The sequence below is a fragment of the Winogradskyella pacifica genome (assembly GCF_013403915.1).
In the GTDB taxonomy this organism is placed as follows: Bacteria; Bacteroidota; Bacteroidia; order Flavobacteriales; family Flavobacteriaceae; genus Winogradskyella; species Winogradskyella pacifica.
This window is the reverse complement of record NZ_JABFDI010000015.1, coordinates 75,970-98,916: the sequence shown is the minus strand read 5'-3', so window position 1 is coordinate 98,916 and position 22,947 is coordinate 75,970. Positions and strand designations below refer to the sequence as shown.

Genomic DNA, 22,947 nt, shown 5'->3' with positions numbered 1-22,947 from the left:
GTCATAATTATCTGTTTAGATAGACTCGTCCTTGTACTGCTTCGCGTTCACCATTGTTAAATTCTAAAATATAAAAATAAACACCAGCAGGAAGCGGCTTATTACTATTTTTCCATCTACCATCCCATTTAGGTGAATTAATATCACCTTCATAAAGTATGTTACCGTATCTATTATAAACGCTTAATTTAAAATTAGGATAGAGCTCATCTAACCTTAAGATATTAAATTCATCATTAATGCCATCGTCATTTGGTGAAAAACCGTCAGGGATTAAAAGCTCCCCAACACATGTAATAAAGTTGATACTAACTTCTAATCTTGTAGGACTCTCACAACCATATTCAGATGTTAAAGCACCATAATAAATAACACCTTCTTGTAATGTTTCTGTACTGTCATAAGCTATTCCGCCAATGGGTTGATCGTACCAAATAACAATTTCATCGTCAATAATATTATTTGACAAGTCTACCAACGTTGGGTTATCTTCCGAGCAAAATTCGTCACCACTACTAATAATCTCGGGTGTAGATAAATTTTCTATTGCTATTGTAACAGGTTCTATAGCATCTGTAATAGCACTACAACTTTGGCCTAGAACGAATAGTTGAGTAAGCGTAACAGAGGTTAAGCCAGAATTAGGTAATAAGGACTGTGGAATTATAAACGTAGCATTTCCTCCAACGATAGTAATAGCTACGGTATTTACTGAATTATTTGCGTCTGTAAGCTGATATACTATAGAGTAATCTCCATCTGGTAATAGATTAGCACCTGTAATGTCAATGGTAACATCTTCTAATCCGATACAAACAACATTATTAACTATAGACATTGTTAAACCTGTACTATCTGGAATATCTATAATAGTAACGGTTACATTAGCTGAATCTGTTAATCCACATTCTTCTGAGGTCACCGTATAAGTGTAAATACCAACAGGGTCTATGGTTGGGTCGTAAATTCCGGTACCACTTGTAAGTGCAGGTGTCCAAACACCTCCAGAATCTGGTGTACCTCCAAGACTATCAAAAAGATCTACGGGGTCGGTTTGATCTATACATAAATTAAGGGCATTGTCATTACCAGCATTTGGGTCTGGTATAATTGAAACAAGAACTTTAGACGTATCATCTGGGCAAGCAGAACCAATACTAGATATGGTATAGGTATAGGTTCCAGCATTGTCAATACTTGGATCAAATATTCCAGTTCCACTAGTCAGTTGTGGCGACCATGTTCCTCCAACATCTGGATTCCCTCCTAAAAGATCAAATAAATCAATGATTGGCGAATTACTGCACAGCTCAATTGTTCCGTCTGTTCCTGCATTATTACTGCCAGAAAAAGATACGGCTACAGTTGCTGAACTCGTACCACAAGAATTAGTTAGGGTATATGTATAAAGACCTTCTAAATCGGTATTAGGGTCTAAAATTCCTGTGCCACTATTTAACGCAGGAGACCAAGTTCCTCCTGTTTCAGGTGTTCCCGATAGACCTTCAAATAAATCAACAGTATCTGTTGAGTCACATAAATTTAGTGTGCCGTCATTTCCTGCATCAGGACCTTGTGAAAGAGATACAATCACTGTTGCCATGGCATCAGGACAAGAAGGACTAGAAATAGTATAAGTATAAGAACCGGCGGCATCAATACTAGGATCAAAAATCCCTGTGCCACTAGCAAGTGCTGGTGACCATGTTCCACCTACATTAGGTGTGCCACCTAGGCTATTAAATAAATCTACCGATGTATCTGTACTACAAAAATCAATTGAGCCATCTGTTCCTGCATTATTAGTAGATGAAAAAGAAACTGTAACCGTTGCAGAACTCGTATCACATAAATTAGTTAATGTATATGTATAATTACCTTCTGGGTCTGTTGTTGGATCAAAAATACCCGTACCACTATTTAATGCCGGAGTCCATGTTCCTCCAGTTTCAGGTGTTCCTGCAAGACTATCAAATAAATCAACTGAATTCGTTGAATCACATAAATTTAATGTCCCATCATTTCCTGCATCCGGTTCTTGTAAAACAGAAACTTCAACTGTAGCAGTTGCATCAGGACAAGTAGAACCGACACTTGAAATTGTATAAGTGTACGAACCAGCGGCATCAATACTAGGATCAAAAGTTCCAGTTCCACTAGCAAGTGCAGGAGACCATGTGCCGCCAACATCAGGTGTGCCACCTAAACTATTAAATAAATCGACTGTTGCGTCAGTACTACAAAAGTCAATTGAACCATCAGTTCCTGCATCATTAGTGTCTGAAAAAGAAACGTCAACAGTTGCAGAACTCGTGCCACAAGAATTGTTTAATGTATAGGTATAAATACCTTCTGGATCAGTATTAGGGTCTAAAACTCCGGTGCCACTATTTAGAGCAGGAGACCAAGTTCCGCCAGTTTCAGGAGTTCCAGAAAGACTATCAAATAAATCTATTGTATTTGTTGAATCACATAAATTTAGTGTTCCATCATTTCCTGCATTTGGACCTTGTGAAATAGAAACTTCAACTGTAGCCGTTGCATCAGGACAAGCAGGACTCACGCTTGAAATTGTATAAGTATACAAACCAGCAGCATCAATACTAGGATCAAAAATCCCTGTGCCACTAGCAAGTGTCGGAGACCACGTTCCACCAACACCTGGCGTGCCCCCTAAACTATTAAATAAATCGATAGAAGTATCCGTGCTACAAAGTGCAATTGAGCCATCGGTTCCTGCATCATTGGTATTTGAAAACGAAACGTCAACAGTTGCAGAACTCGTTCCACATGAATTATTTATTGTATAGGTGTAAATACCTTCTGAATCTATATTAGGATCTAAAACGCCTGTTCCACTATTTAGAGTAGGAGACCAGGTTCCACCAGCATCAGGAATTCCGGCAAGACTGTCAAATAAATTTACTGAATTTGTTGAATTACATAAGTTTAATGTACTGTCATTTCCAGCATTTGGCCCCTGTAAAATTGAAATTAAAACTGTTGCAGAATCATCAGGACAAAGTGTTGCACTATTTGAAACCGTATAGGTATAAGAATTTGCTGTATCTAAACTTGAATCAAAAATTCCTGATCCACTATTTAAAGAAGGAGACCAAGTTCCACCAACATCTGGTGTTCCTCCTAAACTATCGAATAGATCTAGAGTAATGGTATTATTACTACAAAATTCTACAATACTGTTTGTTCCTGCGTTATTAGCATCAATTGTGGTAACTGTTACATTTGCCGAAATAGCTCCACATATAGAGTTTATGGTGTACGTGTAAATTCCATCTGCATCTGTATTAGGATCAAAAACTCCGGTACCACTAAGAAGTGTAGGTGACCATGTTCCTCCTGTTTGAGGTGTTCCGTTAAGACTATCAAATAGATTTGCTGTATTTGAAAGGCTACATAAAAGTAATGTACCATCACTACCAGCATCTGGTGATGGTACTACGGTGACCACAACAATGGCAGAATCATCTAAACACGGTGCTGTTCCCGTAGTTGAATAGGTATAAGTACCTCCAGAATCAATACTAGGATCAAATATTCCTGTCCCACTAGATAAAGAAGGAGACCATGTTCCTCCAATTTGAGGCGTACCGTTAAGACTGTTAAAAAGATCTGTTGTACCATCAGCAGTACAAATTGTTACAGCTCCATCTAGTCCTGCGTCTAAGAACGGGGTAACGGTTAATGTAATTGTAGCAATAGCATCTGCACACGGAGTTGTTCCTGCTACGGTATAGGTGTAAGTCGTATTAGTGTCAATTAAAGGATCGTAAATTCCTGTTCCGCTTGCCAATGCAGGAGACCAACTTCCTCCAGCTTCAGGAGTGCCTCCGAGAAAATCAAATAAATCAAATGTTCCGTTATTACTACAGATATCGATTGTAGCATCTAATCCTGCATCTGGTTCTGGTATAATAGTGATGTTAACATTTGCTGAAGCATCTGGACAAGGAGAAATACCGTTTACTGTATAAGTATAAACTCCTGCTGTATCAATAGAAGGATCAAAAACCCCTGTTCCACTATTAAGTGCAGGAAGCCATGTGCCACCAACTTCAGGTGTACCTCCTAAACTCTCAAATAAATCTACTGTTGCTAAATCATTACTACAAATTTCTAATATTCCATCTGAACCCGCATTAGGTAATGGATTTACTACAACAGTAACTGTTGCAGATTCATCAGGGCAAGGAGCATTTCCTGTAAATTCATAAGTGTAAACACCAGGGCTATCAATCGAAGGATCAAAAATTCCTGTGCCACTATTTAATGCAGGAGACCAAATACCACCAACATCTGGTGTGCCACCTAAACTATTAAATAAATCTATAGTTCCTGTAGTATCGCAAATGTCTATAGTTCCATCTTCTCCAGCATCTTTATAAGGAGTTACCGAAACATTTACTATTGCAGTAGTGTCTAAACATGGAGGAGTACCACTAACGGTATATGTATAAATACCATCTGAATCTATAGCTGGGTTAAATTCACCAGTACCGCTTGCCAGTGCAGGTGACCAAACACCACCAGAATCGGGTGTGCCTCCTAAGCTTAAAAATAAATCAACGACATCACTAGTGCTACATAAGTCTATAGTGCCGTTTGTACCAGCATTAGGTTCTGGTATTAATGTTACGGTCACTGTTGCAGACTCATCCGGACAGCTATTATTTGAACTAACAGTATAAGTATATATGCCTTCTGTATCAATATTTGGGTCAAAAACACCCGTACCACTATTTAAAGTAGGTGTCCAGACACCTCCAGAATCAGGAGTGCCTTGAAGTTCTGTAAATAGATTGATTGTAGAGTTTGTATTATCGCATAAATCTAAAGTGCCATCTCCACCAGCATTTGGTGCGATGTCTAACATAGCTAAAACGGATAAACGTCCTGTACTTTCGCACGGAGGATCTAAAGTTGTAGCATAATATGTTTGCCCACTTACTAAAGGGGTAGAAGGTGGTAATTCTAATGCTGAAAATAAAGAGATATACCAATTGTTGTTACCGCTCGCAACTAAATCAGCAACTGTAGGTGTGAACTCTGGCGTAACACAAAAATTTTGAACCATATCTCCAGTTGGAACAGGAGTAGAGCCAACCAAAACTAAAACAGATAATCTTGAAGTTCTACAAGATCCATCTGCACTTGCTTGATCTGCGTAATATATAGTGTTGTCACTTAAAATGTCAGTGTCATTCAAAGGAGTACCTCCAGATGGTGATAAATACCATTGAACGTCGTTTCCTATAGCGATTAGACTATTCACTGTTGCTAATGAAGGGTCGTCTAAACAAACTCCTTGAAAGTTATCACCAACAGGTGGACCATAAATTGTAATATCTACTCTAGCTCTTGTTCCACAGCTTCCAGAATTATCATCAGCATAATAATCTTCACCGTTAATAAGACTTTCTGAATTGAGTAAAGGAACAGTTGAAGTAGGTGAGTCGTACCAAACAACGCCACCGCCATTATCAATAGCTTGTAAATCGCCAACGAGTACAGATTGTACATCACAAAGTGATTGTGAGCTATTTATAACTGTAGGGCATTGTGCATTAACCGTTGTTAATCCACAGAATATTGAAATAACAAGAAATGCTAATAGTATAGGATATCTTTTAAAACTGTACTGTTTGGCTTTCATTAAAAAAATTTATAATAATTACTTTTGTTGTAATCAACGCCATATATTTAAGAACAGCAAGTTCTCTTGTCTTGCTATATTGAGAGATCGAGGGAAAACAAATATATGTAAATAGCCCTTACATAGCAAAATTAAAACCTACAGTTTTGTAGTTTTTTTATTCGTCTCAAATGTTAACTAAAACTAGGTGTTTGAAGGAGTTTTTGTTGTTACTCTTCATGATTTTAGTTGTAAATTATATTGTTTTGCTTAAGTCTATACTATTTATAGATGTATAATTCGCAGTTTATTTGCTTGTAGGAATTAGTAATGTAATTGATTTTAATTACCATTAATTAGTTCTATCATGCCTTCGTTAGAATTATATTGCATTAAATAGATACCCGTGTTCGAATAGTTTCTGTCTGTGGTTTTTTGATAATCAAACTTTAAATGGGGTTGTTCTGAAAGTGTTGTGTTTATAATGTCTTCAAATGATGAGTTTTGAGAGATCCTTAGTAAAATATCAAAGGTTACATTAAATCCTACAATAGCATTTTGTGAAGGTTTAGAACTAAATACATCCTCGTATTTAATTTCAAAATTGGTAATATCTTCTTTGTTTTGCGGATTTGTAATTGCAGGAAAAATGAGCTGTAAAATTCTAAATCTCATGTCTGAAACCTCACTTTGTTTTGGGAGTAGTGAAGATTCAAGCATAACCAATTGAATATTATGATCAGATAATTTGCCCATTAACGCTGTCGTTGTATTGAGAAGAACAATAGTTTTTTCGCTATCAAACACAATATAATTAAGTCTGCTTTTACTTAATTCATTATTTAAAGCATCAGATTTAAAAAAACCTGCATTATCAGCTTTTAGGAATTTAGCATCAGGAATTGTAGATGTAATTAGTTCTTTATTTCGAGCTTCATCAAGATCACTGATTACAATAACATTTGCATTTTGTTTTGCTAAATAGTTTAAGGTTTTTGTTTTTTGAATGGTGTCTGAAGGAATTGATCTGTAAACATTAATACTATCTTTAGAAACTAAATTAGATTCAATATCAATTATAGCTATCGGCGTATTAGATTCAATACTTGGAAAATTTGATCTGTTGTCTATAAATGGAACAAGGATAGCATTTTTGCTATGCGGACTTTCAATCGTTATTTTTGATTTTGCTATATTTTTCTTAATAAGTGTCACATCAAAATCAAGATTAAGTGCTTTTGCAGAATCAATAGCAATTTGAGCACCTTGGAAAAAATCGATATACTTTTGGAAATCGGCATTAATGCTAATCATCTTTTGTCGTTCTTCAGAAGAACCAAGTTCTTCACTAGAAAAAGGAGAGTAAAAATAAAGTCCGGTTGAAGTCTCTGTAACTAAGTTACTAAATAAAGCTTCATTTTTATTCGAATGAATTTTCGTTGGTGTACTTTTTGTGTTAGTATCAACAGTATCAACAGTATCAACAGTATCAACAGTATCAACAGTATCAACAGTATCAACAGTATCAACAGTATCAGTAATATCCGTAGTTGCTATAGTTTGTCCAGGGTTAATTGGCATTTTAATAATGTCTCCAACATTAACTGACGTCAGTAATTTCGGATTTAAAGTTGTAAATTCCTCAATCGTCATGCCTGCTTTTTTAGCCAAGCCAAAAAGTGTTTCTTTTGGTTCGATAACATAATTCTTAAAGCTATTAGTAGTGGTTGTAGAATCTACTCTAGTAATTGCAACTTCATTTGTGTTCGGGATTTCTTCAGAATTATTTACGTCTGAGTTATCCACATTTAATCTGTGACCTGCCATTAACATTGGCACGGTGTGCGGATTTTTTTCTTCAAGCTCCGCTATAGTCATGTTAAAACGTTTAGCTAATTGGAATTTTGTATCACCACGCTGCACTAAATAGCCTCCTTCGGTAGAACTCTCTAAAGTTTTATCTGGAATAATTAAAGTTTGCCCTATTTGTAAGAATTCGGACAAACGTCCAGAATTTGCAGCCTCTAATTGCGCAAGACTAATACCGTTATTTCTTGCAATTCCCCATAGTGTTTCACCTTTTACTACATAGTGCTCTCCGTCTTTTGCTGTGCGTGGAGTTTCTTTAATAGTTTTATCTACATTTATAGTATGGCCTGCTTGAAGCATGCTTACAATGTGAGGGTTTTGTTGTTCTAACATTGCTATGCTTACACCAAAACGTCGAGAGAGACCAGATTTTGTTTCTCCTGATTTTACGACATAATTGCTGATGTTGTCATCCTTATCTACAGTAGTGTTAGTTGAGGTGGTTGAGGTGGTTGTAGTGCTAGAATTTGGAATACGTAATATGTTACCAGCATAAATTATATCTTCAGAACCTGGGTTAAGTTCAAAAATGGCATTGACACTTACCCCATATTGTCTAGAAATCTTATAAACATTTTCACCTTTTTGTATCGTATGGTCTGTATAATTTTCTTGAGCGAAACTAAGATTAGAGCCTAAAATCAATAATGGTATAAGCGTAAAAAATCTCCTCATTATTTTTTGTAATTTAAATATAACACACTGTTTTTTTTTATGTGTTTGCGTGAAATGTGTTTTGCCTTTGAGAGTATAGGTAAGTCTACAAGAAAGGAGCAGTTCTTGGGGAATTAGACCTCTAAATCTGGCACAACAAATGTAAATAAAATCCTATTTAATACACGCATTAAAAGTACTAAAAATTAACGCTACCTCATTCAAATTAATACTTATTATCAACAGGATATTAACAATGTGCTAAGTTAACTTTCTCTGTAATTTTTTAGGTTTTAATATATAGAGTGAAAAGTCAATAATAGTTCACCATAACACGTAAGTATATAGTATCTTTGTAGCCTTAAATAAAAATCAATGAGCAATATAGTGGCTGTAGTAGGTCGTCCTAATGTAGGGAAATCGACATTTTTTAATCGTCTTATAAAAAGGCGTGAAGCTATTGTTGATGCTGTTAGTGGTGTCACAAGAGATCGTCATTACGGTAAAACAGATTGGAACGGAAAAGAATTTTCTTTAATTGATACTGGCGGATACGTAGTTGGTAGCGATGATATTTTTGAAGCAGAAATAGATAAGCAAGTAGAATTAGCTATTGATGAAGCAGATGCTATAGTTTTTATGGTAGATGTAGAGACTGGAGTTACAGGAATGGATGAAGACGTTGCTCAATTGTTGAGGAAAGTTAAAAAACCTGTATTCTTAGTTGTTAATAAAGTAGATAATAATAAACGTTTAGAAGATGCTGTTGAGTTTTATTCTCTTGGTTTAGGTGACTATTTTGCTATCGCAAGTATTAACGGAAGTGGAACTGGGGACTTATTAGATGCTATCGTAGAAGCGTTGCCAGAGAAAGAAGAAGTTGAGGAAGATCAGTTACCTCGTTTTGCAGTAGTCGGAAGACCGAATGCTGGGAAATCGTCATTCATTAATGCGTTAATTGGTGAGGAACGTTATATCGTTACCGATATTGCTGGTACTACTCGTGATTCGATTGATACTAAATATAACCGTTTTGGATTTGAATTTAATTTAGTGGATACGGCTGGTATACGTCGTAAAACTAAAGTTAAGGACGATTTAGAGTTCTATTCTGTAATGCGAAGTGTAAGAGCTATCGAACACAGTGATGTTTGTTTAGTAATGTTAGATGCTAATCGTGGATTTGATGGACAAGTTCAGAATATATTTTGGTTAGCAGAACGCAACAGAAAAGGTATTGTAATTCTTGTTAATAAGTGGGATTTAGTTGAAAAAAACACTAAGACTGCTAAAGAATTTGAACAGCATATTAGAAATGAAATCGCACCGTTTACGGATGTGCCAATCGTTTTTATCTCAGTTTTAAATAAGCAACGTATTTTTAAAGCTATTGAAACAGCTGTTGAGGTTTATAATAATAGAACTAAGCGAATTAAGACCAGTGTACTTAATGAAGCTTTATTACCTATTATAGAGCATCAGCCACCGCCAGCCAATAAAGGTAAGTTTGTGAAAATAAAATACATTATGCAGTTGCCAACTCCGCAACCTCAGTTTGCATTTTTCTGTAATTTACCGCAATATGTAAAAGAGCCATATAAGCGTTTTTTAGAGAATAAATTAAGAGAGAAGTTTGATTTTAATGGAGTTCCGGTAAGTGTATATATGAGAAAAAAGTAGTAGCTTTAATTTTTTATGAAAATAATAAAGCGCTTTATTTTTATCTTATGCTTTTGGTTATGCCATTGTTATGGGTTTACACAAAATCTTCCTCCTGAAATAAGTGTTTCAGGAGGACAGATATATTGCCCGCAATCACAAGTATCAATAGTAGCTTCTGTTTCTATTACCGATCCAAATCCTGAAGACACCTCATTATCCGAGATTTTTGTACAAATAGCTGAAGGATATCAAAACGGACAAGATACTTTAGAGTTAATTGGAACGAATCCCAATATTTCATCGAGTTGGAATGCATCGGAAGGACTTTTAACTTTATCTGGACCAGCAACTTTTGCAGAGTTTGAAAGTGCTATAGAAAATGTAGTTTTTCAAACAACACAAACAACATTCACTCAAGATAGACAGTTTTCAATTAATTTAGGAGACGCTAATTACTTACCAAGTACAGGACATTATTATTTTTACGTATCTGATCCAGGTATTACTTGGACGCAAGCAAGAGATGCAGCTGCAGCACAAACTTATTTTGGTTTACGAGGCTATTTAGCAACGTTATCATCTGAAGAAGAATCGCAATTGGCAGGTGAGCAAAGTCCAGGAACGGGATGGATTGGAGGATCTGATGCCGAAGTTGAAGGTACATGGAAATGGGTTACAGGTCCGGAAGCAGGTACGGTGTTTTGGCAAGGTAATGCTAATGGGAGTGCGGCAAATAATGAGTTCTCTTTTTGGAATTATAATGAGCCCAATAATGTTAATAATGAAGATTATGCGCATATTACAGATGCATCAATTGGTGTTTTAGGGGCGTGGAATGACTTGTCCAATACAGGTGATTTAGCAGTAAATAATCCATATCACCCTCAAGGCTATATTGTTGAGTATGGAGGTATGCCTAATGAACCCAATATTAGCTTATCCGCAAGTACGACGCTTATAATGCCAAGAGTTTTGGATGGTGATATTGCTGTTTGTGGGACAGATACTTTTACATTAACGGCTGAAGCTTCAACTTCAGAAGTTTGGTGGTTTGAAACGTCAACTTCAATGACACCAATTCATGTTGGGTTAAATTATGATGTAAATATTAATACGACGACAACCTATTGGTTATTGCCAGTTGTGCAAGGTTGTTCAACTAATACAGAACGATATCCGTTAACCATAACCATAAATGCTATACCAATTGTCAATAACATTACGATTAGCCAATGTGAGGATGATGTAATGGATGGTATTTCTAATTTTAATCTTAGTACTTATAACGATGTTATTGTCAGTGGTGATTTAAATAATTTAGACGTTAACTTTTTTGAAACGGTAGACTTGTCGATTCCTTTAGATGATGATAATTATACCAATCTAACCAATAATCAAGTGGTTTATGCACAGGTATTAAATACTATAACTGGTTGTAGTGTAATAGCAGAAGTGCTGTTGTCTGTAAACACAAATGTTTCAAATTATAGTATTTTAACTGAGTGTGATAATTTAAACGAGACAGGTGTAGTTAGCTTTGATTTAACACAGGCAGAAAGTCAGATTTTAAATTCTCTAGCATCAGATGTTGTTGTTTTAGGGTATTATGAAACACATAGTAACGCGTTGCTTCAAGACAATCAATTGAATAGTAATTTTACTAATACAGAACCTTATAACCAAACCATTTTTGCGAGATTAGAACAAAATGGGAGTTGTTATAGTATTGCAGAGGTGAATTTAAAAGTCGAACATTTGCCAAACCTACTTGAAAACGAGACTATTTTCTATTGTACAAATACATTTCCAGATACTATATCACTTAATGGAGGTGTGGTGGATGATGTTCCAAATAATTTTTATTATAATTGGTCTACAGGTGAAACAACAATAACTATTGACGTTAATGAACCTGGAACTTATTCTGTAGAAGTCACTAAACCTTTTGGTTGTGCCAATACGAGAACGATTACAGTTTTACCTTCAAATACAGCAACTTTTGAAACCATTGAGGTTACCGATTTATCAGAAAATAATTCTATTACAGTAATTGTGTCGGGAGATGGAGATTATGTTTATGCTTTAGATGACGAAAACGGTATATATCAAGATTCAAATAGTTTTGAAAATTTACCTGCAGGAATTCATTCAGTCTACGTTAAAGATATAAAAGCCGACTGTGGAATTGTATCAACGGATGTTGTTGTTTTAGGATTTCCAAAATTCTTCACACCAAATGGAGATACTGTAAATGATACTTGGCAAATTAAAGGTTTTTCTCTAGAATTATCTAAAAATGTACATGTTGAAATATTCAATCGTTATGGAAAATTAGTTGGGTTAATTAATGCATCAAACCCAAAATGGAACGGTTCTCATAATGGGAAATTACTACCAACCGATGACTATTGGTTTGCAGCAACATTATTAGATGGTAGAACCTTTAAAGGTCACTTTACTCTTAAAAGATAATTTTATAATAATTTTAAGAAATTTCATACGATTTCTAGCTTTCTTGCGTTTCTAAATCAGCTAATCATCAATCAACCAATCAATCACATGAAAAAACTAAGTCTAGTTTTTGCGTTTTTATTTGCATTACAATCATTTTCTCAAGAAAAATCATTCGAAATTACAGGAACATTAAAAGCCGAGGACACTGAATTATCTTTAGAGTCTGCAACCGTTTACTTAGAACGTGTAAAAGACAGTTCGGTAGTGACGTATACCATATCAGATAAAGATGGAAAATTTAAAATTGAAAATTCAACCTATGATAAGAGCTTAAATTTCTACGTGTCTTATGTGGGCTATAAAACGTATTTCAAGGAAATTGTAATCGATAAAAAGACGATTGATTTAGGTACAATAACAATGTCTCTTGATAATCAATTAGGAGAGGTTTTGGTAAAATCTACAGCTCCGATAACGATTAAAAAAGATACTTTAGAGTTTAACGTAAAATCTTTCAAAACGAAAAAAGATGCCAACGTTGAAGACTTATTAAAACAGTTACCAGGCGTAGAAGTAGATGAAGAAGGTAATATTACGGTTAATGGAAAATCAGTAAATAAAATTTTAGTGAATGGGAAACCCTTTTTTGGTGACGACCCTACCATTACCACTAAGAATTTAACTAAAGATATAATTGAAAAAATTCAGATTGTAGATACAAAAACCAAATCTGAAGCCTTTACGGGAGAGGAAGGTGACAAAGAAAATAAAACGATAAATCTTACTATTAAAGAAGAAAATAATAAAGGGGTTTTTGGGAGGGTTTCTGCAGGAGCTGGAACTGACGATCGTTACGAGTTTGCAGGTATGGTAAATTTGTTTGATAATGATAGACGTGTAAGTGTGCTTGCGGGTGGTAATAATACTAATACACCAGGATTTAGTTTTGGAGAGATTTCAAAAATGTTAGGAGGTGGAAACAGTGTGTCTTTTGATGGTAATGGTTCTTTTACTATAGATGGTCGATCTTTTGGTGGAGGAGAAGGGATTACGACTTCGCAAAATGCAGGTGTTAACTATGCCGATATTATAGGTGAAAAAACCGATGTGTCCGCAGATTATTTTTTCTCATCGAGTAATTCTGAAAATGAGTCTTCATCCGAACGCGAAACTATTTTATCTGATTCGCGTTATTTTACCAATTCCGACTCTAAGTCTACAAACGATACGGATAATCATTCGTTTAATTTAGAATTCGAAATTGAAACCGATTCTACTTTTCAAATTAATATAGAGCCTTCATTTGGGTATTCAAAATCGAGAACATTATATACTAGTAATGAGGAAACCTTAGATGAAGATTTAATTTTAACCAATCAATCTAACCTAAACTCTAATGTAGAAAGTTATGTAAAACGATTTTCTAATGAAATTTCTATTACTAAACGATTAGGAAATCGTGGTGCTTTTATTAAAGCCGAATTAGAGACGCGTATCAATCAGCAAGAAAGTGATGATTTTTTAGAATCAAACACAGAAGTTTTTGGTAGCAATCCAGAAATCATCGATAGAAATCAATTTACCAATGGTGAAAATAATAGTTATGGTGTGTCTACAAAACTGTCTTATAGGTTACCAATCGTAACTAAAAAGTTTTTCTTAAATTTAGATTATGAGTACGCTAGAGATAAAGATAACAACAGAGAAAGCACTTTTGATTTTAATAATGGTACGCAAGATTTTACAGATTTTAATACGAATCTAAGTACAGATTTTCAATATACAGATTATAGAAGTATTCCATCAGTGGGATTGTCTTATAGAGGAGAAAAATTATCTACAAGTTTCGATTTAGGTTATAACATAAGAACTCTTAAAAATCAAGATTTATTAAGACCAGAATTTAATGTAGAACGCGATTTTGAAAATATAGAGGCTAATTCATATATCAGCTATACGTTTAGTCCTAAGTCGTCAATTTATGCAAATTATTGGCTTGAAAATCAGCCACCAGGACTACGACAGCTTCAAGCCTATGAAGACGTATCAAATCCACTTCAAACTGTAATTGGTAATCCTAATTTAGAACCTTCAAATAATCATAGTTTATATCTTGGCTATAATGGGTTCGATTGGCAAAAGCGTACTGGTTTTTATGTGGGTGTTAATGCTAGTGTTTCAGATAATCAAGTTGTGGCTAAAACGACTATAGATGAAGAAACGTTAAAGCGAACAACGACTTATGTAAACGTTGATGGGAATTATAATATTGGTTCTTGGGTAAACTACAATAAAGATTTTAAGGTTGATACCTTAAGAACTATTAAACTAAAGTTTAGAGCAAGTTATAATACTTCAGAACGAATTAACTTTAATAACGATGTAAAATATGCTAGTAAGTCCGATAGAATCTCACCAAGATTCGGTGTAGATTTTATATGGGATAAAGTATTAGAGTTTAAACCTTATTACCAGATAAGTTATACGAACACATCTTATGATATTGAAGCTTTTGACGATCGTCAATTTACAAGTCATAATGCGGGTGTAAGAACGGCTACTTTTTTACCAAAAAACTTTGAGTGGAGAAATGATGTTAGTTTTAATTATAATCCTAATGTGACCGATGGTTTTCAGAAAAGTGCTTGGTTTTGGAATTCAACATTAGCTTATAGTATGTTTAAGGATAAAGCTATCATAACATTAAAGGTTTACGACTTATTAAATCAAAATACTAATGCTATGCGTATAGCCACTCAAGATTATATTGAAGATAAGCAGAGTACCGTTTTAAGACAGTACTTTATGCTAAGCTTTAGTTATAAATTTAATAGCTTAGGAAGTAAAGGTGAAACAGGTGGTGGTGATATGATCTATTTTGATTAATCCCAAAGTAGAATTAAAGAATCTAAAGCTTTATCAACTCCTTTATAATAGTTGTTGGTTCTAAATTGAGGAATTATTATGCTATCAATTATAACGTTGCATTCGTAATCGGAAATGGTTTGTTCGGTGCCAATTGCTGTTGAAATTGCGACTTTTCTATCGTGATTAGAAATTGTGATGAGTAAACCGTTGTTTTTTTTCTTTTGTGCCAATTCCCCAATTTTCACCAACTTCAGTTCCAAAATATTGAATCGTTGTGTTTGGTGGTAATGAATCTAAAGTTAGAATTGCAATTTGATTTGTGGTGTGTTTTTCGTATCCAATAATTTTATAAGCTAATGAATCGCTTTCAACGTTTGAAAATAAGTTAGCTAAATCAACAACTCGCTTTTGAGATGTGTTTTCTGGAATATACGATGGGATTGTTTCAGCATCAGTTTTTGTTTCTTTACAATTCAAAAACAAAATGCAGACGATTGTAAGTTGAAAGAAGAATTTTAATCGCATGACTAAATTTTTAAATTGAAATAAATCCTACTGGCTACTGAAAGTAAAAATTAGACTTAAAACGAGAGGATTACCAGCCACCTGAAGCGCCTCCACCACCAAAACTTCCGCCTCCAAAGCCTCCACCAAAACCACCTCCACCTCCGAAGCCTCCTCCAGAGCTGCCGCCAAAGCCACCTGAAGATGAACCTTTAGAGAAACTTCCACGTCCCATATTACTTAAGATAATGGCTTCGAGAAGTCCTCCGCTTCCAGCGCGATTTCCTCTATTACCTCCATTTCCTCCTCCACGAGTTTTAGAAATGGCGATTATAAAAATGATGAAAATGATAAATAGGAAAAAGATAACTTCAGTTGGGAATCCGTTTTCGGTTTGTCGTGTGCCTTTGTATTCACCAGTCATTACTTCAAAAATAACATCCGTAGCACGGTTTAATCCACCGTAATAATCATTTTTTTTAAAGTAAGGAATGATATCATTATTTATAATACGCTTACTTAAGGCATCTGTTAGTAAGTGTTCAACACCTTTACCAGTGCTGATATTTATTTTTCGATCGTTTCGAGCTAAAAGAATAAAAATACCGTTGTCTTTATCAGCTTGGCCAATTCCCCATGCTTCTCCCCATTGTGCTCCTAAATAATTGATGTATTCGCCATTGGTAGAGCCAATGATTGCAACCACAATTTGTGTTGATGTAGAATCAGAATAGCGTATTAGTTTTTGTTCTAAGCTGCTTTTTTCTGACGCTGATAATAAATTAATGTCGTCATCGTATACACTAGTTTGAAACTTTGGTTTTTCAGGAATATTATATTGAGCTTGTCCAATTAGTGGACTTACTAAAAGTAATAGAACTAAAACCTTAAATGCGATATGTTTTATCTGTTGCATTATCCTTTTGAGATTGTATTATCCAATTCATCTTTGTCATTATGATCCCAAGGAAAATATTGAGATAATGCTTTGCCTGCCTCCTGAATACCATCAATTAAACCTTGTTTAAAACGGCCTGACTTAAACTGACTAGAAATTTTATCGCGCGTAGAATTCCAAAAGTCAGCGCCAACACTATTATTAATGCCTTGATCTCCAAAAATCACAAAAGATTTATTATCTACTGCAACATAGATGAGTACACCATTACGTTGAATGGTATTATCCATTTTTAAATAATGAAATACTTCTAAGGCATGTTCGTAGACATCAATATCACATTTCTGTTCTATATGTACACGAATTTCACCAGAGGTTTTGCCTTCAGCAATTCTAATAGCTTCAACAATTTCGGCTTCTTCCTTGGCTGTTAGGAACTGCTCAATATTTGGCATAAATAGATTTTAATTAAAAGTCGAAATTAACGTCTGGAGCATTTTCGCTACCAGCATCTGCTTTATATCTAGGCATTTCTTCAAATCCAAACCAACCAGCTAAAACTGATCCTGGAAATTTTGAAGTATGTATGTCATAAATATTAACCTTTTCATTAAACCGATCTCTAGCGATATTAATTCGGTTTTCGGTACCTTCTAATTGACTTTGAAGTTCTAAGAAATTTTGATTCGCTTTTAATTCAGGGTAACGCTCAACAGATACTAATAATTTGGATAACGCTCCGCTTAACCCACTTTGTGCTTGTTGAAATTGCGCCATGTTATCAGCAGTTAAATTACTGGCATCAATTGTTGTAGAAGTTGCTTTTGCTCTAGCTTCTATTACAGCTGTTAAGGTTGATTTTTCAAAATCAGCAGCGCCTTGTACAGTTTTAACTAAATTACCAATAAGATCATTTCGTCTTTGGTAAGAACTTTCTACATTAGACCAAGCTGTTTTAGCATCTGCTTCATAAGTTACAGCTGTATTATTAAATCCTACAGCCCAATTGTAGATTCCAAATGCAATGATTGCAATTACGATTACAGGAATTAGCCATTTTTTCATGATAGTTTAGTTTTAAAGTTGTGTTTTAATTTTGTTAAGTTGTGCTTTGATGCTTTCAAGCTTTTCGATAATTTCAAATTTTTCTAAAGCTTGTTTTTTTTCTTCTTTAAGATGTGTTTTTGCACCTTCAAGTGTAAATCCTCTTTCTTTTACTAAATGGTAAATAAACTTAAGATTTTTAATGTCTTCTGGAGTAAATTTCCTGTTCCCTTTAGCATTCTTCTTCGGTTTTAAAGCATCGAATTCTTTTTCCCAAAATCGAATTAAAGAGGCATTCACTTTAAAAGCTTTAGCTACTTCTCCAATACCGTAATATCGTTTTTCTGGTAAGTCTATATGCATCTTAATCGAGGGATTGGTTTTCTAATGACGCTTTCTTAAGTAAGATATCGTATTCTTCAGCAGATAAGTTACCATAATAAAAATTAATAGGATTAATACGCTCACCATCTTTAAAGACTTCGTAATGCAAGTGCGGTGCTTCAGAACGACCTGTACTACCCACAAAGCCTATTAAATCTCCACGTTTTACGCGTTGGTTAACTTTAACGTTGTATTTATATAAATGGGCGTATAAAGATATGTAACCATAACCATGATCTATTCTAATATGATTTCCATACCCTGTAGATTGGCTATCTGCACGGGTAATTACTCCATCTCCAGAAGCGTAAATCGGTGTGCCACGTGGTGCTGTAAAATCCATACCGTAATGAAATTTCCGAACCTTAGTAAATGGATCCGTTCTATAACCATAACCAGATGCCATACGTGTCATATTCTCGTTACTTATAGGTTGAATTGCAGGTATAGCTTCTAAAAACTTTTCTTTGTCTTCTGCTAATTTTGCAATTTCATCTAACGATTTAGATTGCACAACAACAGCTTTTTCTAAAATATCTAAACGCTTATTACTTTCAGCAATTAGTTTAGTATTATCAAAACCTTCATACTTTTTATAACGGTTAATACCACCAAATCCTGCTCTTCGTTGCTCTGTAGGTATTGGGTTGGCTTCAAAATAGAGTCTATAAATAGCATTGTCGCGCTCTTCAACATTTTCTAAAGCAGCAAAAGCATCATCTGTTCGCTTGTTTAACAATTCGTATTGCAATTCCATATTTTGCAATTCTCTCGCCATTTGTCGCTCTTTTGGCGACTCAATATATTGACTAGCAATAAAAACCATCAAAAAAGCAAATAAGCCAGCAGCGGTTAAAAATACAGCGGCATACTTAAGAGTTGTTGCTTTTTTACGCTTAATCTTTCGGTAAGAAAGCGTTTCGGAATCATAATAATATTTTACTTTAGCCATGTTTGAATTTATGCTATTTTTGCAGCATTACAGACATAATTTCGGTTTGTAATTTATTCGCAAAGCAACCAAAGATAAAAAATTGTTTCGCATTTGTGGTAATTAAATACAAACAAGTACAAACAAGCTATAAATTCAGCATATGAAGTCTCAAGACGTACGATCTAAATTTTTAAAATTCTTTGAAGGAAAACAACATCTTATTGTGCCTTCTGCACCAATGGTATTAAAGAATGACCCAACATTAATGTTTGTTAATGCTGGTATGGTGCCTTTTAAAGAATACTTTTTAGGGAATTCAGAACCAAAGAAAAATAGAATTTCGGACTCACAAAAATGCTTACGTGTTTCTGGTAAGCATAATGACTTAGAGGAAGTTGGTTATGATACCTATCATCATACTTTGTTTGAAATGCTAGGAAACTGGAGTTTTGGAGATTATTTTAAGGAGGAAGCGATTGCTTGGGCTTGGGAATTGCTTACCGAAGTATACGGAATTGATAAAAGCATACTTTATGTAACCGTTTTTGAAGGCAGTGATGACGAGGATAATCTTAAAATGGATACGGAAGCATACGATATTTGGAAGAAATATATTTCTGAAGATCGCATTTTAAAAGGGAATAAAAAGGATAATTTCTGGGAAATGGGAGATCAAGGGCCATGTGGACCTTGTAGCGAAATCCACGTCGATATTAGATCTGCTGAAGAAAAAGCAAAGGTTGATGCTAAAACTTTGATAAACATGGATCATCCGCATGTGGTTGAAATATGGAATCTCGTTTTTATGCAATACAATCGTAAGGCAAATGGAGTTTTAGAAGCGTTGCCAAATAAACATATCGATACAGGAATGGGCTTTGAGCGCTTATGTATGGTATTACAAGGTGTACAATCTAATTATGATACCGATGTTTTTACACCAATTATTCGTGAAATAGAAACCATTACAGGAAAAACCTATGGTGATAACGAAGAAGTTGATGTTGCAATTCGTGTTATTTCTGACCATGTTAGAGCTGTGGCATTTTCAATTGCAGATGGTCAATTACCAAGCAACACAGGTTCAGGTTATGTGATTCGTAGAATTTTACGAAGAGCCGTGCGTTATGGTTTTACATTCTTAGATAAAAAAGAACCATTAATATATCGTTTAGTAGATGTGTTAAGTAAAAAAATGGGTGAGGCGTTCCCTGAAATAAGAGCACAAAAAGTTTTAATTGAAAATGTAATTAAAGAAGAAGAAGCTTCTTTTTTAAGAACATTAGATCAAGGTTTAGTATTATTAAATCGAATTGTTGAAGAAACAAAAGGAGATACCGTTTCAGGTGAAAAGGCTTTTGAGTTGTATGACACTTATGGATTCCCTATTGATTTAACAGCTTTAATTTTATCTGAAAAGAATTTAAAATTAGACGAAAAAGGATTTAACGAGCAATTACAAAAGCAGAAAGAACGATCGCGCTCTGCTAGTGAAACGTCAACTGAAGATTGGACGGTTTTATTTGAAGACGATGTTCAAGAATTTATTGGATATGACACTCAAGAAGCTAATGTAAAAATTGCAAGATACCGAAAAGTAACCTCTAAAAAAGATGGTGAAATGTATCAGTTAGTTTTCAATTTAACACCATTTTATCCGGAAGGAGGTGGACAAGTTGGAGACAAAGGAGTATTGCAAGATACACATGGAGATGTGGTTTATATTTTAGATACTAAAAAGGAAAATAATGTTATTATCCATTTATGTAAAAATTTACCAGAACATTTAAACGAAAGCTTTAAAGCTGTAGTGAATAGTGAACACCGTGCATTATCTTCCAGTAATCATACAGCGACACATTTATTGCACCAAGCTTTACGAACAGTATTAGGAGAGCATGTAGAGCAAAAAGGATCTTTGGTGAAACCAAAATCATTACGATTCGATTTTTCTCATTTTTCAAAAGTAACACCAGAGCAATTACAAGAAATAGAAGATTTTGTAAATGCCAGAATTGAAGGCAAGTTACCTTTAGAGGAACATCGAAATATCCCAATGGAAAAAGCTATTGAAGAAGGAGCTATGGCTTTATTCGGAGAGAAATATGGCGATACGGTGAGAACGATTCGTTTTGGGAAATCTATGGAGTTGTGTGGTGGAATTCATGTAAAAAACACATCTGATATTTGGCATTTTAAAATTGTGTCTGAAGGAGCTGTTGCAGCAGGTATTAGAAGAATTGAAGCTATTACAAATAAATCGGTTAGGGATTATTTCGCTGAAAATAACACGGCTTATCTTGAAATGAAAGGCTTGTTGAACAATGCTAAAGAACCTATAAAAGCATTAGAGAATCTGCAAGGAGAAAATAGCGACTTAAAAAAACAAATAGAAGAACTTTTAAAAGATAAAGCTAAAAATATTAAGGGAGAACTTAAAAGCGAACTAACCGAAATTAACGGTATTCAATTCTTAGCTAAGAAACTCGATTTAGATGCTTCAGGAGTTAAAGATGTATGCTTTGAGTTGGGAAGTCAGTTTGAAAATTTATTCTTAATATTTGGTGCTGAAAATGATGGAAAGGCCATTTTGTCTTGTTACATTTCTAAGGAATTGGTGGCAAGTAAAGGTTTAAATGCTGGTACAATCGTCAGAGAATTAGGAAAACACATCCAAGGTGGAGGTGGAGGACAACCGTTCTTCGCCACTGCGGGAGGTAAGAATCCTAATGGGATTGAGACTGCTTTGGAGGCTGCTAAGGATTATTTATAGAACGGTTGTAACCCAGAGTTTCGCAGAGCAAAAGCGCAGAGATTCACAGAGGGTTAGTTTTAAATTTTCATGATTACGTTTTTTTTTTTTTTTTTAACTGCACTAAATGCTTGAAACACTTTTAAAAACAAAAAAAATGTGATTTGAATTGCTGTTTTTCTCAGTGAATCTCTGAGAGACTCCGCGAATCTTTGTGTAATAACTTTAACCTCTAAGTAATAATTAACAAATGAATCTTCAAACTCAAATACCACTAAAACCACTGAAGTATAACCAAATAGATTATAACTCTACAGTGTTGTTGCTTGGTTCATGCTTTTCTGAAAATATAAGTGAGAAGTTTAATTATTTTAAGTTTCAGTCTACAGTTAATCCATTTGGTATTTTATTTCATCCCTTAGCGATAGAACATCTAATTACGCGTGTCATAAATAAGGACTATTATTCTGAAGATGACTTATACTTTTATAACGAACAATGGTTTTGCTTAGATGCACACTCAAAATTAAACAAGACCTCAAAAGACGAATTGCTAAGTGTTTTAAATTCTCAAATTGATGAGACTCTCGACAATTTAGTTAATGCAAGTCATGTTATAATAACCTTAGGAACAAGTTGGGTTTATAGACATATTGAATCGGATAAAGTTGTTGCTAATTGTCACAAACTACCCCAAAAACAGTTTCTAAAAGAATTAGGTTCTGTTGATACGATTACTGAATCACTTCAAGCCATTATCGCTTTAGTGAAAAGTGTGAATCCAGAAGTTAGTTTTCTCTTTACGGTTTCGCCCGTAAGACATATTAAAGATGGTTTTATAGAAAATACACAAAGTAAAGCGCATTTAATTGCGGCAATTCACAATGTTGTTGAACCTAGAAATAGCCTTTATTATTTTCCATCTTACGAAATTATGATGGATGAATTACGTGACTATCGTTTTTACAATGCAGATATGCTTCATCCAAATGAAGTCGCTATAGATTATATCTGGGGAAAATTTAAAACCGTTTGGTTATTAGCAGATGCTTTACAAACTTTAGATAAAATTGCAGCCATCCAAGCAAAAAAGGCGCATCGTCCTTTTAATTCGAATTCTGAAGCACATCAAAAATTTCTGTCAAAACTTCAGCTAGAAATGGAAGATGTATGTGCAAAATTTCCTCATATATCGTTTTAATGCTAATGATTCTATGCTTTCTGTAGTAGTATTGGAAAGCATTTTGTATATAAAGAGAGAATTACTAGTA

Annotated in this window: 14 protein-coding genes; 5 read left to right on the top strand and 9 right to left on the bottom strand. The window is 34.5% G+C overall.

What is annotated here, in order from left to right:
• Nucleotides 1-7: 7 nt before the first annotated feature.
• Complete coding sequence (locus tag HM984_RS13495) at nt 8-5,674, bottom strand: T9SS type B sorting domain-containing protein (RefSeq protein WP_179349522.1); 5,667 nt, start codon at nt 5,672-5,674, stop codon at nt 8-10.
• A gap of 321 nt (nt 5,675-5,995) precedes the next feature.
• Complete coding sequence (locus HM984_RS13490) at nt 5,996-8,197, bottom strand: muramidase family protein (protein WP_179349521.1); 2,202 nt, start codon at nt 8,195-8,197, stop codon at nt 5,996-5,998.
• Between the two features lie 354 nt (nt 8,198-8,551).
• Between HM984_RS13490 and der the strand changes: the two genes are divergently transcribed.
• The 3 genes from der (at nt 8,552) to HM984_RS13475 (ending at nt 15,178) form a co-directional block, all read left to right on the top strand.
• Nucleotides 8,552-9,856, top strand: coding sequence for a ribosome biogenesis GTPase Der (der, locus tag HM984_RS13485; protein WP_179349520.1), 1,305 nt, complete (start codon nt 8,552-8,554; stop codon nt 9,854-9,856).
• A gap of 15 nt (nt 9,857-9,871) precedes the next feature.
• Nucleotides 9,872-12,310, top strand: a complete 2,439-nt coding sequence (locus HM984_RS13480) for a T9SS type B sorting domain-containing protein (protein ID WP_179349519.1) — start codon at nt 9,872-9,874, stop codon at nt 12,308-12,310.
• Nucleotides 12,311-12,397: 87 nt separating this feature from the next.
• A complete protein-coding gene (locus HM984_RS13475) occupies nt 12,398-15,178 on the top strand; it encodes an outer membrane beta-barrel protein (RefSeq protein WP_179349518.1) in 2,781 nt (926 codons plus the stop codon).
• Here HM984_RS13475 and HM984_RS13470 read toward each other — a convergent pair.
• The 7 genes from HM984_RS13470 to HM984_RS13440 all read right to left on the bottom strand — a co-directional run bounded on the left by HM984_RS13470 (nt 15,175) and on the right by HM984_RS13440 (nt 18,942).
• On the bottom strand, nt 15,175-15,390 hold the full coding sequence (locus HM984_RS13470) for a TPM domain-containing protein (RefSeq protein ID WP_179349517.1): 216 nt from the start codon (nt 15,388-15,390) through the stop codon (nt 15,175-15,177). The two genes, HM984_RS13475 and HM984_RS13470, sit on opposite strands and share 4 nt — an antisense overlap.
• Nucleotides 15,344-15,685, bottom strand: a complete 342-nt coding sequence (locus tag HM984_RS13465) for a TPM domain-containing protein (RefSeq protein ID WP_179349516.1) — start codon at nt 15,683-15,685, stop codon at nt 15,344-15,346. Before HM984_RS13465 ends, HM984_RS13470 begins: the two co-directional genes overlap by 47 nt.
• Nucleotides 15,686-15,755: 70 nt before the next feature.
• A complete protein-coding gene (locus HM984_RS13460; protein ID WP_179349515.1) occupies nt 15,756-16,580 on the bottom strand; it encodes a TPM domain-containing protein in 825 nt (274 codons plus the stop codon).
• Nucleotides 16,580-17,017, bottom strand: coding sequence for a TPM domain-containing protein (locus tag HM984_RS13455; protein WP_115809793.1), 438 nt, complete (start codon nt 17,015-17,017; stop codon nt 16,580-16,582). Before HM984_RS13455 ends, HM984_RS13460 begins: the two co-directional genes overlap by 1 nt.
• 13 nt (nt 17,018-17,030) lie before the next feature.
• A complete protein-coding gene (locus tag HM984_RS13450; protein ID WP_115809795.1) occupies nt 17,031-17,627 on the bottom strand; it encodes a LemA family protein in 597 nt (198 codons plus the stop codon).
• A gap of 12 nt (nt 17,628-17,639) precedes the next feature.
• Nucleotides 17,640-17,969: a MerR family transcriptional regulator gene (locus tag HM984_RS13445; RefSeq protein ID WP_115809797.1), complete on the bottom strand. Its 330-nt coding sequence runs from the start codon at nt 17,967-17,969 to the stop codon at nt 17,640-17,642.
• Nucleotide 17,970: 1 nt separating this feature from the next.
• Nucleotides 17,971-18,942 carry a M23 family metallopeptidase gene (locus tag HM984_RS13440; protein ID WP_115809799.1) on the bottom strand — a complete coding sequence of 324 codons (972 nt, stop codon included), beginning with the start codon at nt 18,940-18,942 and terminating at the stop codon, nt 17,971-17,973.
• A gap of 142 nt (nt 18,943-19,084) precedes the next feature.
• Between HM984_RS13440 and alaS the strand changes: the two genes are divergently transcribed.
• Nucleotides 19,085-21,697 (top strand): alanine--tRNA ligase, encoded by a 2,613-nt coding sequence (alaS, locus tag HM984_RS13435; protein ID WP_179349514.1) that lies wholly within the window; start codon nt 19,085-19,087, stop codon nt 21,695-21,697.
• Between the two features lie 229 nt (nt 21,698-21,926).
• A complete protein-coding gene (locus HM984_RS13430) occupies nt 21,927-22,877 on the top strand; it encodes a GSCFA domain-containing protein (protein ID WP_179349513.1) in 951 nt (316 codons plus the stop codon).
• Nucleotides 22,878-22,947 lie beyond the last annotated feature (70 nt).

Coding starts and splice junctions, on each gene's coding strand:
- HM984_RS13495 (WP_179349522.1), bottom strand. CDS start 5,674: ATGAAAGCCAAACAGTACAGTTTTAAAAGATATCCTATACTATTAGCA.
- HM984_RS13490 (WP_179349521.1), bottom strand. CDS start 8,197: ATGAGGAGATTTTTTACGCTTATACCATTATTGATTTTAGGCTCTAAT.
- der (WP_179349520.1), top strand. CDS start 8,552: ATGAGCAATATAGTGGCTGTAGTAGGTCGTCCTAATGTAGGGAAATCG.
- HM984_RS13480 (WP_179349519.1), top strand. CDS start 9,872: ATGAAAATAATAAAGCGCTTTATTTTTATCTTATGCTTTTGGTTATGC.
- HM984_RS13475 (WP_179349518.1), top strand. CDS start 12,398: ATGAAAAAACTAAGTCTAGTTTTTGCGTTTTTATTTGCATTACAATCA.
- HM984_RS13465 (WP_179349516.1), bottom strand. CDS start 15,685: ATGCGATTAAAATTCTTCTTTCAACTTACAATCGTCTGCATTTTGTTT.
- HM984_RS13460 (WP_179349515.1), bottom strand. CDS start 16,580: ATGCAACAGATAAAACATATCGCATTTAAGGTTTTAGTTCTATTACTT.
- HM984_RS13455 (WP_115809793.1), bottom strand. CDS start 17,017: ATGCCAAATATTGAGCAGTTCCTAACAGCCAAGGAAGAAGCCGAAATT.
- HM984_RS13450 (WP_115809795.1), bottom strand. CDS start 17,627: ATGAAAAAATGGCTAATTCCTGTAATCGTAATTGCAATCATTGCATTT.
- HM984_RS13445 (WP_115809797.1), bottom strand. CDS start 17,969: ATGCATATAGACTTACCAGAAAAACGATATTACGGTATTGGAGAAGTA.
- HM984_RS13440 (WP_115809799.1), bottom strand. CDS start 18,942: ATGGCTAAAGTAAAATATTATTATGATTCCGAAACGCTTTCTTACCGA.
- alaS (WP_179349514.1), top strand. CDS start 19,085: ATGAAGTCTCAAGACGTACGATCTAAATTTTTAAAATTCTTTGAAGGA.
- HM984_RS13430 (WP_179349513.1), top strand. CDS start 21,927: ATGAATCTTCAAACTCAAATACCACTAAAACCACTGAAGTATAACCAA.